This is a genomic window from Sporomusa sp. (genome assembly GCF_035561255.1).
Taxonomy (GTDB): Bacteria; Bacillota; Negativicutes; order Sporomusales; family Sporomusaceae; genus Sporomusa.
This window is the reverse complement of the sequence record NZ_DATMXX010000036.1, coordinates 1-17,196: the sequence shown is the minus strand read 5'-3', so window position 1 is coordinate 17,196 and position 17,196 is coordinate 1. Positions and strand designations below refer to the sequence as shown.

Genomic DNA, 17,196 nt, shown 5'->3' with positions numbered 1-17,196 from the left:
CTTAAATCTTTTTAATCACTCTATAAGGAGCACCGGCTCAGAGTATTGTTCTGTAGATAACGCATGACTCTAACCATTCCCGGCGGACTGGTGTTCCGGGAATGGTTAGAACGATGTCTTTATATCTTGTCATCCCTGACAATACGGCCATTGCGCACATGAACAACCCGGCACATGCGCCGGGCAATATCAGGTGCATGAGTGACAATGACTACAGTATGGCCCTGCTGGCTAAGGCTGCTAAAAACGTCCATAATTTCGTCACCTGCTTTAGTATCTAGATTCCCAGTCGGTTCATCAGCCAGGATGATGTCCGGATTGTTGACAAGTGCCTGGGCAATGGCCACACGCTGCCGCTGACAGTCAGACATTTCATTGGGCCGTTGTCGCAAACACTTGTCCAGCCCTACAGTCAGCAGCGCCTGCTCTGCCCGCTCGTAGCGTTCTTCTTTCCCAATTCCGGCATAGATTAGCGGTATCGTAGTATTCTGCAAAGCCGACATGCGGGGCAGTAGACTAAAGTTTTGATCCACAAAACCGATTTTCTTCTTCCGGGTGGCAGCTAATGCAGCATCTGTCAGATGAGTGACCTCTTGGCCGTCAAGGGTATATGAACCAACTGTCGGGCGGTCCAGACAGCCCAGGATTTTCATAAGTGTTGACTTACCGGAACCCGCCGGCCCCATAATGGCGGTAAATTCCCCGGTTGGTATGGTCAGATTAACCCCATCCAGGGCAAATACCTCACTACCACTAATGTTATATGTTTTCCTTACATCGACCAAGGCGATCGTCATATCGCAATCCCTCCTTGTTAATGCCCGATCGTGCCAGGCAGCGACCGGGCGTAAACTAATTCTTTTTTAGCAACAATAACCGGTATGTGCCTACCACCCGGCCGTCATCCAACTGCAGCGGCGCTTCCACCCCTGCGGCATAACGGCCGTCCGGACTGATGGCCGCCCCCACGCAAGGTCCGATGGTATTCACATAATCAAGCAGCCGGGCATCAGGCAGGGACAGAATATACAGACCATGCACCCCAATATCCTTCGTCCGGACATTGCGGCCGATAGCGATAGCCATTGCCTGCCCTGTACCACTGATTTGCTCGACCATGCCCCCCAGTTTATAGCGACTGACCAGCTTTCCTGACAGATCGAAAACAAATACACTGTTAGAGCCAGGGTGTTCTACCGGTGTTGGCAGTTGCCAATTAGCCCGGTTATAGGTATTGCCTGTTGTAAATACTGCGTAATCTTCTGTGACATGCACATAATTACCAACAGCATTAATGTGCACGCCGCCCACTTTCTGAGGCTGGCTGATCGTTCGCAGCCACAGCTCATGGCCCTGACCGTCAAACAAAAACCCCCGGCCATCGCTAGCCACGCCGGCGACATACCTGCCGCTGGGTGTCAACTCCGGGCTACTGCGCATCGTAGTGTTCTGATAAGGTGGAGCCGGGGGAATATTTACACTCCACAGGAGCTGCTGCAATGCCCCGTCCACGCAGTACATACTATCAGTATAGCGATTAGTTGAACCCTCATCCCAGTTCGCCGTACCAAACGCTACCCGGCTGCCGCCGGCATCGACACCCACCCAGCTGACCCAGGCATCCAGATTATGGTCAGCGGGAAAAATAGCCTGCCGCACCCCGTCTTCATTATATTTATAGATGCGCCCCCTGTATTCGTTCCGTCCGTCAGCATAGCGGATATAACGCTGCCCAACGGCGTACACCATGCCGTTGGCATCACTCCTGATGGCTATTATCCCCGGGTAGGTTTTATCCTGAATATTGACCCCCAGTTCACTGACGCTGGCCTGCCGCCAGATTTCCCGGCCATCAGCACTGTTTATACACAGCAGATATCCCTGTTGACTGGCTTCACCAATATACAGATACCGGCTGTCTGGCGAAAACTCCAACGCCGCTAGCTTTCCGGTCCCCATGTTTTTACGCCATATTACCTGCCCCTTGAGATTAAGCAGCATCAACTCCCCGTTCTCAGAACCAATGGCCAAATACCGGCTATCTGGTGAAAACTTGATAAAGCCCTTGGTAAAGCCCATCCGCTGAAAATTATGCACTTCCACCTTACCAAGTGAAATATCGGCCACTTGCTCAAAAGCCCCGGTTTGCGTACCTGCCGGCCGGGCTGACAAAACAAGACTTGAAGCGGTGCTGTCAAAAATATGACTTGCTAAAAAACATAAGGTTACGACAAAAATTACAACAAATCCGGCTGTCTGCAGCTTTTTCATCAGCACTCACATCCACACTTTCATTACATCATACAAGTCACGCCAAGCCGGAATATAGATGATTCCGTTAAACTGCAGCGCATCCAGAAATTTAAGCCCTATCAGGAGGGTAATACCCGCAAAAATACCCAGACATACCCGCCATTCCCCTGCCGGCCATTGCTTTATTTCAGTCATACGCGCTTCCCGCCCGAACCCCCGGCTCTCGACCGATGCGGCCAGGGTTGCTGCCCGCCTGAGCGTCCGTGCCAGAATAGGAAAGAGGGTCTGAAAAGCAGTTTGAATCAGCCGGCGGGGCGCTAAAGACTTCAAGGGTTCAAAACCCCGCAGCCGCTGTGCAGTCAGCACAATGGCGGTTTCCTGAAAAATAACCGGTAAAAACCGCAGCCCGCTGATTAGCATAAACGCCAGCTCATACGGCATTTTCCAGGAAACAAAGCTTTTAAGTAATTGACGGGGGTCTGACGTCCAGCTTAACAGCAATCCCAGTGACAGCATAATCCCTGAGCGCAGGGCCTGAACAGCACCATACTCCAGCCCCTCCTGATAGACAAATACCCCGCCTGTCAAGGTCCCGAAGACCGGTAGGGCTGGCGGCACAAGGCAAGCCACAATGGTTCTTGGCTCCCGGGTATAAAACAATGCCTGACTGACCATTGACCCCCATAATCCCAACAGGACAAAGATAATCAGGATTCGCCACCGCGCGGCTGATGACCGGGCCAGGATATGCATCGCTAAAGTCAGGCAAAACAACAGATATAGCGTGCGCGGACTATCAATCAGGATAGCCGCAGCCGCAAACCCGGCTAACAGCACCACTTTAGTACGTACATCAAGTTTATGTACCGGGGTATCACCCGGCGTTGCTTCCCAGACATCCCTGCCGGACATACTGCACCACCTCCTCTACCCCCATTGCCACACCGCCGTACAGGCTCTGCGCCACCAGTAAAGCAGCCGGCGGCTTCAGACCGGCCTGACGCAACATATCTTCCTGGCTGAAGATGACAGCCGGTGGCCCGTCCGCACTCAGGCGGCCCTGACACAGAACAATAACCCGGTCGGCATGGCAGGCGGCCACCTCGGTGTCATGGGTACAAAATACCACAGTTCCCCCCTGAGCCACATAGTCTTTCAACAAGATAATAATATCCTCAATATGACCAATATCCTGTCCGGTCGTCGGCTCATCAAGCAGTAATACCGCCGGCCGGCAGGACAACACGGCTGCCAGGGCCAGCCGCAGCCGCTGCCCGCGGCTGAGGGCCAGCGGGAACTCTTCTTCACGGCCAGTTAACCCCATCTTCAACAAAAGCTCCCGGCAATATGGTGTCAAGCCGCTGTGCCGGTGCTGCTGGCAGGCAGCAAAAGCCACCTCTTCGGCCACCGTACTGTTAAATAACATCAGATCAGGATTTTGCAATACCATGCCGACCTGGCGTCGTACAGCCGCCAACGGCTGGCCCAGCACCCGCACCTGGCCCTGCTGCGGGGTAAGCAGCCCGCCTACCTGCTGCAACAACGTTGATTTCCCGGCCCCGTTGTTGCCCATCAGGGCCACAAATTGCCCCCGGGGAATAAATAAATCAATATTGTCCAAGACCGGCTTGCCGCTCCGCTCATACCAGAAAGATAGCTTCTGCACCTCAATTGCCGGTTTTGCTCCCTGTCCCGCCACAACCAGTGAACAGGCTGTTTCTGCAACTGACTGTACGTGATAACGCTGTCTAATAGCGCATACAGCCTCTTCAATCCCGGCAGAGGAGGCCACAATCCCCAACCGCCGGCAAATATCAACAGGTTGTGGTACCCTAAGGCCATGATCGGCGAACAATTCCGGACAGCCGAACGCCGCCTCCCTTGTTCCCTCCCACAGCAAATGCCCGCCATCCATAACCACAACACGGTTACACAGCGGCATAACCTCATGCAGGCGGTGCTCTACTAGGATAATGGTTATGCCGAATTCGCGGTTGACTTTCTCCAGCACGGCTAGCAGTTCGGTTGCCCCTTGCGGATCAAGCTGGCTGATGGGTTCATCCAGGGCCAGAATGCGCGGCCTGGCAGCCAATACCGAGGCTACAGCCAACCGCTGTTTTTGCCCGCCTGATAAAGCATGCACACTTGCTTCCCGCTTATTGAGCATACCAACCAAAGCTAACGCCTCATCAACCCGCAGGTTAATATCGGCTGCCGGCATTCCCATATTCTCCAAAATGAAAGCAGTTTCATCATACACCGTTGTCGAAAAAATTTGATCATCCGGGCTTTGAAACACCATCCCCACCGTCCGGCTCAATTGCGAAACAGTCAGGTTCCGGGTATCCTGCCCGTCCACAAGTACGGTTCCGGTTAATGCCCCGCCGCTCTCTTCCGGGATAAGGCCATTAAGCATTTTTAGCAGCGTACTTTTACCACAACCTGTCGAACCGGTAATCAGTACAAAATCACCGGCAGCAATAGTAAGGTTGAACTGATCGACACTGGGACTATCCGCGTGTTTATAAGTAAAGGTCACATCCTGCCATTCCACCAATACCCGCATCATCAATCCCCCCCTACCCGGCACAAACGGCTGCCAAGCCGTACGCCGCAAACCGCGCCAATCGCAGTATACAAAAATCCATTAACTAGCAGCAGCAAGTATACATACCAGTCGGCATAATACATCCGGTACAAAACCGACAGCCCCTGCAGGCTGACATAGCTGGCCAGGCTGTCGGACACCCCGCAGATTAAGGCCAGACAGGCTATCTGCCGCCAGTTTAGCCCGGCCGCTGCGTTGGCTGACTGCAAATAGCGGTACATCCCGCTGCCATACATAAGCGTCTCAAGCAATAGCCCGTTAATGCCATATGACAAGAGGATGATGGGCGAGATCTGCCCAAACGCCAGCATTCCCAGCATGAGGCGCACGATGAGCATCAGGGCAATAACCCCCGGCCGCGGAATAAGAATAACCAAAGCCACAATCATCATATACAGCAGAATGCTGTGAAATAGCCCGGTAACAATAAACCCGAAAGGCCCCATCAGTATATGAAAAAAATCATTAAGCAAGGTTGACGGCACAGTAACAACAGCAAAAGCCGCTGCACCAAATAAAGCCACCGTAACCAGCCAGCGGGTCTTCAGCGTTGTCAGTACTGACCGGATACGCCTGACAGCTACCAGCAGCGCAACCAGCAGAATAATTGCTGCCAGACCAATAACAGCTATTGCTTTCATATCTTTTTTGACAACAGTGATCACTGTTTCCTGAACTACCGGCGGCGCAAACTCGTCTTCCATAATTACCCGCAGGATGTACTGGCCGCCTGCAAGCAGCTGTTCCTTCACATATACAGGCAATTGCACAGATTGTCTTGGTTCACCGGTTAATGCGGCAAAAGCAACCAGCCGGTCTTCATGCCCGCCCAACGAACCGGCGTCCTTGTCCTCACCGGTTGTTCCAGGCGTAAACAGGCCGGATACCGGCTGGTGACTATTGGCATCAAGCAGCTGGGCAGTAATAACCACTAGTTTTTGCTGTTCAGCCGGATTTTTGACAATAAGCTTCATATGTGTGATCGGATGCAGCGCCTCAACCTCCAGATTGGAAGCCCCTTTGCCGTTCACAACATTTTTATAGTAATCCCAGCGTTTGTCGCGCAAGACCAGCGTGTTGCGCGATAAGCGCTCGTCATTTTTGCCGTCTCTGTCCAGCGGCAGGATGATATCTTCAATGCCTGCAGCCGCATTGCCAAGCGTGCGGCCTGTTGCTATCACCGTAACCGGTGCCTGCCGGGTCTGCCGTCCATCGCTGATAGTAATGGTGTATATACCTGGTGTCACAGCATCTGACAGCTGGATTGTCAATAAATCGAACCACTGGCTGTAGCCGCCGGCTAAGCCGGTGTGCCGCTCCAGGACATACCCTTGCGCTTGCTGTATCACCTGCCAGTTATCCGATTTACCGGCAAGAGTAAATCCGGGCGGCAGCTTAATTAATACGGTGGGCGCGGCCTCGTCCTGCCCCCGGTTCTCGATACAGAATAGAGCCTGCAGCTGGCTCCCCGGCCTCACGCCTTCCCGGGATTTTCCCAAATAGTAAGGCACTTGCAACGAAATAGTCACATCGTCCCCCGTCTGACCGGCACCTAGCGGCGGCAGTAAACAGATCGTAAGGAGACATAAGCTGAGCAATGCTGTTAGTTTCATCGTGTTTTCATTTACTCCCGCACCTTTTCCATTGTCCAGACGCTAACGCCCAGCAATACCACAACATATACACCTAACACCAGCCAGGACAACCCGGCCGGCTCACCGCCATGGGTAATAGCCCTTAGTGCCGCACTGGCATGGGTCAGTGGCAGCAGTTCCAACAACCAGCGAACGACCGCCGGCAGTTTGTCGGTACTAAAAAAAGTAGCACATAAAAATGACATAGGCAGCAGCACATATGTACTGAAGTTGCCCATGTCCTCATGCGAATCAATCAACATGGCCACAACAAACCCCAGGGCGGAAAAAATCAGACAGTTCATTGTCAAAATAAGTACAAACAACCCATTAACGGCAAGATTGGCCCCAAAGAGCCAGGCCAAGCCAATGATAATTACCGACGAGATCAGACCCCGTACAATCCCGGCTGCAATCTTACCCAGGACAAAAGCCACTGAACTGATCGGAGCTACCAGATACTCTTCTAACGTCTTATGATACAGCCTGCTGGTATGCAGCGGCCCCCCCACAGAGTTAAAACTAATATTCATCGAATTAAGTGCTAGAATCCCGGGTACAATAAAATCCATATAACTGCCCTGGCTGACCTGAACACTGCGGCCTATGCCCCAGCCAAACGCCACCAGATATAGTACCGGTGCAATCATACGCGATAAAATGAAAGCGCCGATCCGCCGGTATAAGACAATCCAGTCCCGCCAAAAAACGGTTCCAATATCCTGCAGCATTATCCGCTCACCTTTCTTCCTGTCAATTCAACAAAAACATCCTCCAGGTTGGAACGCCGGATTGTCGTTGTCACATTAAGCTGACCGGCAAATACCGAGGCCTCTTCCCGGCTATGGAAAAAGCGTGTCTCCCGGGTGTCTTCCGGCACCCATTCGACAACATAGGCACCCATGCGCCGGCAGAGTTCAGCCGGGCTGTCTAAGGCAATCAGATTACCTTTATCCAAAATAGCGACCTGACCACATAAGAATTCGGCCTCTTCAATATAATGAGTTGTCAGCAAAACGGTAATATCGTCATTATTCAACTGGCGGATCAAGTCCCACAACCGCCGCCGTACCTGCGGATCTAAACCAACAGTAGGTTCATCGAGAAACAGCAGGCGGGGACGGTGTAACAGCGCCCGGGCAATCATCAGCCTTCGCTTCAGGCCGCCGGAAAGATGCTGCACTTTATCACCGCCGCGGTCTCCCAGCTCCACATATTCCAGCAGTTCGTCAATTCTGCCCTGCCGCTGTGCAGCAGGCATATGATGCAAACGCCCATGTAAATCCAGGTTTTCCCGGGCTGTAAGATCAGGGTCAAGATTAAAGTGTTGGGGTACAATGCCCAGAATAGCCTTAATCCTGCGTTCATCAGCCGGGGCCTGCCAGCCATTAATGGTCAGACTGCCGGCTGTTGGCCGGGTCAGCATGGTTAACATCCGGATAATCGTCGTTTTCCCAGCCCCATTAGGCCCAAGCAGTCCAAATATTTCACCCTGTTTGATTGACAGATCCAATTGGTTGACTGCTGTACGGTTGCCAAATTTCTTGACCAACCCTTTCATTTGGATCATACTCATCCTCTTTTTCTCTAAGTTATTTAGCCAGGCTAACACTGCTGACAAACAGCGATATACCGTTCCCACAGGCGCTCTACCAGATGAACAGCCCCCCGCAGCCCCATAAAAGGACGATGGCTAAGCCGGATTTCATCATATACCGGCAGGGCAATATTCTGGCAAGCCACCGCTTGTGCACCCTTACGATACAACCAGGCCCGCTCATTGCTGCTGGCTAACAGCAGCCCGGCTGTCAGCTCATTTAGACAGGCCTCTATCGCCTGCCTCTCTTTCCTGCCATCAATTACCCGGCCGATCCCTGCCGGTACCCGGAGATGTTTTAGACCGTCCTGAGCTATGGTCGTGAGATTGGCAGTATCCACCCATTCCCGCCGTACTGCCTGCGCCACCGCCAGTGCTGTAGATGAGGGTGCTGCCACCAGAACGCGGTTAAACCACATTTCACCCCAAATACGTTCCATATCCTGTGTAGCGTTGCGCAGCTGGCGTTCCAGCAGATCACGCTCCTTGCGGACTGCCGTAAAATCTTGTTCTGATCTGCCGCTAACCTGGCCAATCGACCGTAGCCAGTCCCAGGACCCCTCCACCCCATAGGGCGGCAACTCAGCCACATAGGGAATCCCATACTGCTCTTCCAGCAACCGGGCTGTTTCTTGTCCCAGTTCAGCATGCAGTACGATATTAAGTTCAGCCTGAGCCATCAGTGCAATACCGGCCTGACTGGTACCGGCACCCGGACAGGCTAGAACCTGGTATCCGGCAACCCCTAAAAGGCGTTTAATTTCCCGTATATCACTGACAGCATTATAGTGGCCATGGGTTGCCCCTAATAAATTAACAGTGCCTGCTTTTCTCTGCAGCCCCTGCTGCAGCGGTATAGCGGAAAAATAGGCTTTAGCCGCGGCCTGGTACCCTTCCTGAAAGCCCCCGTTCAAGCCACCGCTTTCTAAACATATTACGGGGCAGGGCATAGCTGCCTGCCTGGCAATAGCGTCAAGATCGTCGCCGATCAGACTGACCGAACAGCTGCTTTCAATAAATACCACAGCCGGCCGGGTGGTTTCCTTAACTCGTTGCAGCGTCTCCAGCAATGCTTCTTCCGTACCATAGATGACCGCATTATTATCAACCTGCGAACAGAAAAAGCGGCTGGCAATATCCGGACAGGCATGCTCCAAAAATCGCAGCGCATAAAAGTAGCACCACAACGGCCCGTTTCCGACAATAACCGCATCCTCAATCCCGGCAAAAAAAGCTGCCGCTCCCGTCAGGGCACAGGTATCAAAACAGGTTTGGACATCACGCCATTGCTGATCAGCCATACAGTATTCCTCCCCGCTGTACCGGGCGTAGTGCCAGGCGTTCCAATTTACGCAACTGGTTGAGAAGGCCGCCGACACCGATAGGCGGCAAAACCGGCAAAAAGAACTGGCGCAGATTTTCGTTATCCAATTCATGCGTTGTAATGACCAGATCTGCTGTATCGAGGATAGCTTCAGCCTGGTCTTGTTGCAAAACAGGCACCTTAGTATACGCTGCAAGGGCCTGCTGCAAGGCATCCTGCTGCTGGCCTGTCATCCCCTTCAGAAGGACAATGGCCGCCAGTTCCACTTCGGCCTGGGCTAGTAATTCCAGCACCCAGCCTGGCTCGAAATACAGCAATGGCCGGCCAAGGACTAAGGTAACCCTGGCTAATCTGAGCGTCCGGCGGATCTCAAACGCCGCCTCCTGCAACCGTTGTTGTTCAGCCGCTACCGCCAGGGCTGCCGCCTGAGGCTGTTCCAGCAATGCCCCTAATTCCTCTAACCAGGCCTTGGTCCCTAACCAGCCTACCGGATGGTCCCTGTCAAAAAAAGGGGTGCCGCTCTTTGCTTCAATCCCGGCCGCCAACTTGCGTATCCAGGCAAAAGATTGCGTTCTGCCGCCAATCAGGATATTGAGTGATGATGCCGCCACCCGCTGCATGTCATCAATCGAGGCATATCCCGGAAAATGAGCATGCACCGCTAACCCGAAATACTGGAGCAGTCTTTTCATTTCCCGGCAATCTTCGCTGTCAGGTCCGCCGCGGTCACCCAAAATAGTAACCTGGCCCGGCCGCGCAGGCTGAGCGGTCATGAATCGTTCCGCCACAGCCATTGCCGTATGATAAAAGCCCGCATGATACTCCCCGTCTAGATACCCGCTGCAGGGTGAAGCAATGACCGGTATCTGGAATTCCTGCTCGGCAACAGCGGCCACGTCTGCTATATCATCCCCAATGATGCCGGCCACGCAGGAACTGGCAATAACGATATAGCTGGGGTGATAGCGGCCGGCTACAAACCTGATGCATTCCCGCAGTTGCTCAACACCCCCGAAAATAGAGTGTTCATCTGTTAATTCACTGCTAATCAGTGGCGCTATGTAACGCCCAGGCACAAACTCCTGCCGGGATACCAAACGATACTGGCTTCCCAGCTCCATCTCCTGGGTTACATGAGCACAGGCTTTCGGGCTATGAAAGACGACAACAGCGCCGTCGCTATGGGCTACAGCCCGCCACACACCCGGCATGCTGCAGCTACAGCCACTTTTAAGGGCAACAACCGGTCGCTTACTCTTCACCATAGCGTAATACCAACTCCTCAAGGTCTTCGAACTCCAGCGGTGTGGGCACAGACAATTCCCGGTTGTCCATGATCAAGGCGGCCAAATGCCGGTAGATCGCTGCCTGCGCAGACTCTGGTTTCCATTCAATCACAGTTTGTCGACGTATCTCAGCCTGATGTACAGCCTGCTCCCGGGGAATAAAAGCAACCAGGCGGGTATTGAGTTTTGCGGCGAACTCCTCTAACAGCGCCTGTTCACGAATGATATTACGGCTGTTGCCAATAATACCGCCAAGCCGTGCCCGGCCACGCCCGGCAAAACGCGCTACCCCTTTGGCGATATTATTAGCAGCATACAGTGACATCAGTTCACCAGAGGATACAATATAAATATCGGTGGCATAGCCCTCACGAATCGGTACGGCAAAACCACCGCAAACCACATCGCCCAGTACATCATATAAGATCACATGATCTTCCGAGACCGACTGCAACGCTTTCAGTTTTTCCAAAGCCACAATAATGCCCCGCCCGGCGCAGCCTACCCCTGGCTCAGGCCCGCCGGCCTCGACACATTTGACTCCCCGGAAGCCGGTATGCACTACCTGCTCGGTTGTCACCTCATCACCGTATTTTCTGACCATATCCAGCACCGTTTGCTTGCATGTACTGCCAAGCAGCAGCCGTGTTGAATCGTTTTTCGGGTCACAGCCAATCTGGCAGACAGCCTGTCCTTGTTCGGCCAAGGCCGCAGATACATTAGCGGCGGTTGTCGATTTCCCAATGCCGCCTTTACCATAAAACGCAATTTTTCTCATTTTGCTTCTGCTATCCCTCTCTCCATTAATTGATCACGAACTATCCTCACAACCGGTTTTTTATAAAAAATAAAACTCCTGAGCTTAACGCAGGAGTTTATTGCAGCTTGATGAAAACACTATCGCAAAAATCCCCCTCCCTATCGCTCGTAGGTCAACCGGTGATTGTCAGACAGGCAGTTCTCCTGGCTCTGGATCTTAGCTCACCCAAACCTTCCCAAGACACGTTGTCTCAGTGGTATAACTTGGGCTTACTCCCCATTACAGTGGCGGGACCGCGCCGGTATTGCACCGGACTTCCCTTTTAAGCCCCGTAGGGCACCTGTCTCAGCAGTATTCAGTTTTTATCAAACACAAGAAGCTATTTCCTGCCAGGCAACCTTATCCGCAAGGCTGGGAGAAACAAATCGACTGGATTAATGTCCGTGACTGTGACTATGGCAATGACCTTTGCCACAAGCATGACCATGTTCAGGGTTGCAGCCCCGGCCATGACCATGCCCATGACCACTGTGCCGGTGACCGTGAGGTGGATGAGCAATAGACGACCGGAGGTGGGCTACATAGATGTCCTGAATGGCTGGATTCTCACCTAATCCATGGAAATATACATCAACCTCAAAGCCTGCTGCTAGCAGCTGAGACCTGGCTGAATCTTCTTCATCACCAGCCATATCGTTGGTAGCATGATCACCAGCCACCAGCAAGAAGGGCATTAGCGTAACCTTTTTTACCTGTTTCTGCTTAAGCTTGTCAATAATCCGGGTCAAAGACGGAAAGCCTTCGACTGTATACACAAAAACATGATTTAAGCCTGCGTCCTCTAATTTTAGCTGCAGCACGGCATAAGCAGCATTTGCCGGATGCATGCCCCCGTGGCCCATAAGCACAACAGCACTGGCTGCATCCGCTTCAGGCAGTTGCGTTATTAAGGCTTGAATGGCAATTGCATAGTCATCAGGATGTCCCTCCTGCCCCATGCAATATAATAGAGGACGGCCCAAACGGATTTTCGCAAAAGCTTTTTCTGTGGCATGGGCGTAATGGGCAACAAGTACCTTGATTTTGTCATATTCAGCACCAGGCACCACATGCAATGGCTGTATGTACACTTCCTCATAGCCCTCATCCTGCAGACGTTTTAACGCCTGTATTTCATTGTCAATCTGAACACCGGACTCGGCTAAACGCTTGATGACTGTACGCGAAGTAAAAGCCCGGCGCACTTCATATTCGGGAAACTTTTCCCGGATTCTATTTTCGACAGTTTCAATATTCAGCTTCAGGGTTTCCTGATAAGAAGTCCCAAAACTAACAACTATGATGGCCTTTTTGGGTACACTGCTTTGCGCTGCTTGCTCCATGTTAGTGCCTCCTCCGTTATATCCCATATACTACAAAATTAAAAATCCCTCTCTGGCTCAAGCCGAGAAGGGTTGTATGCGAAAAAGAAATTAATCTATATAATCGTTCCGACCATTAAAGATAAGCCGAAACATAGATTTTCTCAAATCCCCTCCTCATCGCTCGTGAGTAAAAAACGGTGATTGACAAACAGGCAGTTCTCCTGACTCTGGATCATTGTTTCACCCAAACCTTCCCAAGGCGATTTCGTCTCAGTGGCGTATCTTAGGCTAACTCCCCATTACAGTGGCGGGACCGCGCCGGCATTACACCGGACTTCCCTATTAAGCCCCGTAGGGCACCTGTCTCCATTATATTTAATTTTAGTAAAAATAGTCTATAGTTACTACCAATAATAGCATCCGTCCGCAACTATTGTCAAACATATCCTGATGTATACAGAAAATAGCGAATTTTGACGTTGGCAAAAAAAGAAGGGCCATAACGACCCTCGCTATCAGCAAAAATCATTGATAATCAATGACTTTAGTCACCCGGAAAGATTTCATACTTGAAAACTAATTTAAACGATGGAACGCAGAAACGGCACCGGACGAGCCAGATCATAAGAAAGCTGGCTGATCATCGGGCCTGCATTGATCTGGGTCAGCGCAATGTTATCAGGCACGATTACCTGCGCTTGGGTAAAGTTAGCAATACCAGTAACACCGGCGGCAACAAGCCTGTCGGTAACGATCTGAGCCTGTTCCGGCAACACCGCCACCAACCCAATGCTCACCTGCTTATTAAATACAACAGACTCCAGATTCTGCAAGGATTCAATAGACAAGCCCAGTTCAGGCAGCAGCACTCCGTGATTCTGCTCATTCATATCTAAAACTGCAGTGATCTGGAACCCCGGTGGCAGGAAATTCTGATAACAGTTTATTGATAATAATGGCATCCCCATCCCTACCACTACTGTATTCCAGATAGTATTATACCCCAGAATTTCCCCGATCCACTGCAGTAGAAACTCAATCCTGTAGCCAACACCCTTAGTGCCAAACTCACCAAAACAGGATAAGTCCTTACGTATTATCGAAGGGCTTATTCCGGTATGCTGGCCGATTTGGATTGAAAGACACATTGTTTCTCCGTCATCCAGCATCTTTTTTAGAGCGCTGTAATAGATTGCCATTCTGGTCACAGTCAATTTAGATATGTCATCTCTTGTTTTTATCATTTCCCTTATCTCCTTTTCTTTTATTATCCAAACCTCCACTTTTCCGCCCTTATTAGATATTAGTATATAGCCCATCATGCCGAAGGCTGCTTCAAATAAAATTCCCGGCTGCCACAACAGCCGGGAGAGATTCTACAGTGCGCACTAAATAAAAACTCCTGGTCATTGACCAGGAGTGAATTCAGCATAACACAAGACTAACCTGGCATGAACGCCAAGGCAGTCGTTGTCTGACTGTAATCCCCTCCCCATCGCTCGTGGGTAAAACGGTGACTGTCAGCTAGGCAGTTCTCCTGGCTCTGGATCATAGCTCCTCCAAACCTTCCCAAGACGGTTACGTCTCAGTGGCATATCTTGGGTTTGCTCCCCATTACAGTGGCGGGACCGCGCCGGTTTTCAACCGACTTCCCTATTAAGCCCATAAGGGCACCTAACTCATCATTATTCGATTGTTTTGGATATTATATACAATTTAATAATACCATTTGTGACAAGGGTTGTCAATTATCTTCTGCCGCGATCATTAGAAAGAGTACCGAATGCCAAGTTGGAAATTCCGGGCTGCCATCGGATAGTTTCCTATGCCGTTGTATGTCCCGCTAGTTCCACTGGAGATCAATTCGTAGGCTTTATCGGTAATATTGAAAGCGTTCAGATATACATTAGCATTTTCATTAATTTTATAATTAACAGCCATATTCCAAATCCAATAACTGCTGTCAACAAAGCGGGTCGTATTTCGGCCTGATACCCCCTGCCCATTAAGGTTTACATTCCATTGTTCGCCTGTATAGCCTAATTTGACCCGGTAGCCTTTGGGCTGGCTATTGGCAGTCTCAACCACATAGCCGGTCCCATTATCGTTATTCTCAACATGAACATAAGAATAACCAATCTCTGTATAATACAGGGGAGAAAACCGGTGATGCAGATCTACTTCAATGCCACGTTTCTTTTGCTTATCAATATTCAATACCTGATAATCGTCCAAACCATCCCCATCTAAATCCGACGGGTTGTCCCAGTCTATCGCATTGGTTATTTTACTTGCAAAATAAGAAGTCTTTAGAGTTGTATTATTGCCCAGTTTTTTATTTATCCCGGCACTAATAACCTGCCCCTTTTCCGGCTCTAGGTTGGGATTGCCAAAAGAAGCTCCCCAGGAGTATGTACCGTCCGTTCCCGGTTTAGAATAGGCATATAAATCATCTAAAGTAGGTGCTTTAAATACCCGGTTATAAGATACATATATGTCGGTTGTGGGATTCACACTATAATTGGCACTCAGTTTTGGCGTTGTTTGCCCACCAAAATTACTATGATGGTCATAACGGATCCCTGGAGTAATTGTTAATTTATCACTTGCAGAATAAACGTCCTGCAGATACACCCCTGTGTTGGTAATAGATTTATTGTTATAGCCGCTGGCGCTCTCAAGCACCGTTCCTCTTGTCCACTCAACACCGGCAATCAACTGATTGGCCTCGTCCACTTGCCATCCTGTTTGATATTGCCCCCCATACACTCTGCTCTTGTTGGCGCCATAAATCAAATCATTCTGATTATGATAGTTGGAATAAATGCGGGCAAACCCCGGGACTGCAGTCGACTGATCAAAGTTATAGGTAAATGCTGCGTTATTTGACAAATGTGTCGTGACAGAAGGTTGATAAGTATCTACTAGGTCGAATGGCTGGCCGCCTTTATCGCTCCAATGTTCAAGATTAAGTGTCAGTGAACGGTCAGAATCAATCTCCTTATCCACCCTTACAGTAAGCCCTTGTCCTTCAAACTCGCTATTATTGGGCCAACGATAAGTATCGCCTTTATTACTGCCGGACGTCGATGCCGGATTAAGCACATTATACTCACTGTAATCCTGAGATTTCTTATCTGCAGTAATGAATACCCGATAGTCATTCTCCTGTCTTTGTACACTTAATTTATAATTGCGTAATCCCCAGGAACCTGTACCCAATTCCAAAGTTGTTTTATTCTCAACGCCCTTGCGGGTAATGATATTGACGACACCGCCAACTGCGTCAGAACCATAAAGGGCTGATGCACCGCCTTTAACAATTTCGATCCGTTCAATATTACCTAATGAAACAATCGTGCTAAGGTCAAGTGAGGAACTCCCGTTAGCAGTTCCTTCAGGGCGGCCTACCCGGCGTCCGTCGATCATGATCAACACACGATCATCACCATTCAGCAGGATAGCCTGATTATTCGCAGCAAACCCTTTTGTAGGCACAATTACCCCATTAACATCTCTGAGAACATCACCTAAATTCCCATAAGCTCCCTTTTCAATATCCTCTTGCGTTATTACGGTAACATTGGCCGCTGTTTTAAGAAGCTCTGTTGGCATACGGTTAGCCGTGATGACAATCTGGTCCAGTGAGAACTCTTCATCGGCAGCGGCACAAGCCGTCGTTGGTGATTGTAACAGCAATGCCCCGCCCACCACCATACACAGCATTGACCGGGCTTTGATTTTTTTTGCTGATTTCTTTTGTTTCATTAAGTACATCCCCCGTTCATTATGAATTCTCCTTGTCAATCCGTAAATAATCGCTGTTCTCTCACCTTCCTGTTGATAATTTACTGAACTCCCTTATAAATAAAATATCCTCCCTGGACTTGTCCAGGAAGGGTCTGTAATAAGAGAACCTATCCATAAAAAATCCCGGCCAAAATAGCCGGGAAGGATAAACTGCTCTACAAATCCCCTCCCCATCGCTCGTGGGTATAACGGTGATTGATAAATAGGCAGTTCTCCTGGCTCTGGTTCATCGCTCCTCCATACCTTCCCAAGACATTTGTCTCAGTGGCATCTCCTGGATTTACTCCCCATTACAGTGGCGGGACCGCGCCGGCATTCAACCGGACTTCCCTATTAAGCTCTAAGGCACCTATTTCCATCATTATTTGAATTATTCTGTAAAATTTTACTGATTTTAATAATAGCACTCTCATTAAATGTTGTCAAACATATATCTTAAATAATAATTTTAAGAAGCATCTTATTTGTTAGAAGTCATGGACGATTCTACAAAAAAAACACCAGTCGCTTGGGCGGCTGGCATTTTTTTAATATCTTCATCATTAAAGTTATTATTATGT

The 17,196-nt window shown here is 50.2% G+C and carries 13 protein-coding genes and 4 riboswitches; all 13 genes read right to left on the bottom strand.

Going from position 1 to position 17,196, the window contains the following annotated elements:
* Positions 1–119 precede the first annotated feature (119 nt).
* The 13 genes from VN379_RS01840 to VN379_RS01780 all read right to left on the bottom strand — a co-directional run bounded on the left by VN379_RS01840 (position 120) and on the right by VN379_RS01780 (position 16,594).
* Positions 120–797: an ABC transporter ATP-binding protein gene (locus tag VN379_RS01840; RefSeq protein WP_325530213.1), complete on the bottom strand. Its 678-nt coding sequence runs from the start codon at positions 795–797 to the stop codon at positions 120–122.
* A 55-nt stretch (positions 798–852) separates the two neighbouring features.
* Complete coding sequence (locus VN379_RS01835; RefSeq protein WP_325530211.1) at positions 853–2,271, bottom strand: PQQ-binding-like beta-propeller repeat protein; 1,419 nt, start codon at positions 2,269–2,271, stop codon at positions 853–855.
* A 6-nt stretch (positions 2,272–2,277) separates the two neighbouring features.
* Positions 2,278–3,165, bottom strand: a complete 888-nt coding sequence (locus VN379_RS01830; RefSeq protein ID WP_325530209.1) for an energy-coupling factor transporter transmembrane component T — start codon at positions 3,163–3,165, stop codon at positions 2,278–2,280.
* Positions 3,128–4,822 (bottom strand): energy-coupling factor transporter ATPase, encoded by a 1,695-nt coding sequence (locus VN379_RS01825; RefSeq protein WP_325530207.1) that lies wholly within the window; start codon positions 4,820–4,822, stop codon positions 3,128–3,130. The genes VN379_RS01830 and VN379_RS01825 overlap by 38 nt, the downstream gene beginning before the upstream one ends.
* Positions 4,822–6,474: a hypothetical protein gene (locus tag VN379_RS01820; RefSeq protein WP_325530205.1), complete on the bottom strand. Its 1,653-nt coding sequence runs from the start codon at positions 6,472–6,474 to the stop codon at positions 4,822–4,824. Before VN379_RS01820 ends, VN379_RS01825 begins: the two co-directional genes overlap by 1 nt.
* Positions 6,475–6,485: 11 nt before the next feature.
* Positions 6,486–7,226 (bottom strand): ABC transporter permease, encoded by a 741-nt coding sequence (locus tag VN379_RS01815; protein ID WP_325530203.1) that lies wholly within the window; start codon positions 7,224–7,226, stop codon positions 6,486–6,488.
* Positions 7,226–8,065 carry an ABC transporter ATP-binding protein gene (locus VN379_RS01810; RefSeq protein ID WP_325530201.1) on the bottom strand — a complete coding sequence of 280 codons (840 nt, stop codon included), beginning with the start codon at positions 8,063–8,065 and terminating at the stop codon, positions 7,226–7,228. The genes VN379_RS01815 and VN379_RS01810 overlap by 1 nt, the downstream gene beginning before the upstream one ends.
* Before the next feature lie 35 nt (positions 8,066–8,100).
* Positions 8,101–9,393 (bottom strand): nitrogenase component 1, encoded by a 1,293-nt coding sequence (locus tag VN379_RS01805; RefSeq protein ID WP_325530199.1) that lies wholly within the window; start codon positions 9,391–9,393, stop codon positions 8,101–8,103.
* Positions 9,386–10,681, bottom strand: coding sequence for a nitrogenase component 1 (locus VN379_RS01800; protein ID WP_325530197.1), 1,296 nt, complete (start codon positions 10,679–10,681; stop codon positions 9,386–9,388). The genes VN379_RS01805 and VN379_RS01800 overlap by 8 nt, the downstream gene beginning before the upstream one ends.
* Positions 10,668–11,480 (bottom strand): nitrogenase iron protein NifH, encoded by an 813-nt coding sequence (locus VN379_RS01795; protein WP_325530195.1) that lies wholly within the window; start codon positions 11,478–11,480, stop codon positions 10,668–10,670. The genes VN379_RS01800 and VN379_RS01795 overlap by 14 nt, the downstream gene beginning before the upstream one ends.
* A 158-nt stretch (positions 11,481–11,638) precedes the next feature.
* A riboswitch (cobalamin riboswitch) is annotated at positions 11,639–11,821 on the bottom strand.
* Between the two features lie 75 nt (positions 11,822–11,896).
* Positions 11,897–12,844 carry a sirohydrochlorin cobaltochelatase gene (locus VN379_RS01790; RefSeq protein WP_325530193.1) on the bottom strand — a complete coding sequence of 316 codons (948 nt, stop codon included), beginning with the start codon at positions 12,842–12,844 and terminating at the stop codon, positions 11,897–11,899.
* Between the two features lie 176 nt (positions 12,845–13,020).
* Positions 13,021–13,205: riboswitch (cobalamin riboswitch) on the bottom strand.
* A gap of 202 nt (positions 13,206–13,407) precedes the next feature.
* Positions 13,408–14,070 (bottom strand): redox-sensing transcriptional repressor Rex, encoded by a 663-nt coding sequence (locus VN379_RS01785; protein WP_325530191.1) that lies wholly within the window; start codon positions 14,068–14,070, stop codon positions 13,408–13,410.
* A 266-nt stretch (positions 14,071–14,336) separates the two neighbouring features.
* A riboswitch (cobalamin riboswitch) is annotated at positions 14,337–14,519 on the bottom strand.
* A 74-nt stretch (positions 14,520–14,593) separates the two neighbouring features.
* Positions 14,594–16,594, bottom strand: coding sequence for a TonB-dependent receptor (locus VN379_RS01780; protein WP_325530189.1), 2,001 nt, complete (start codon positions 16,592–16,594; stop codon positions 14,594–14,596).
* A 230-nt stretch (positions 16,595–16,824) separates the two neighbouring features.
* Positions 16,825–17,004: riboswitch (cobalamin riboswitch) on the bottom strand.
* Positions 17,005–17,196 lie beyond the last annotated feature (192 nt).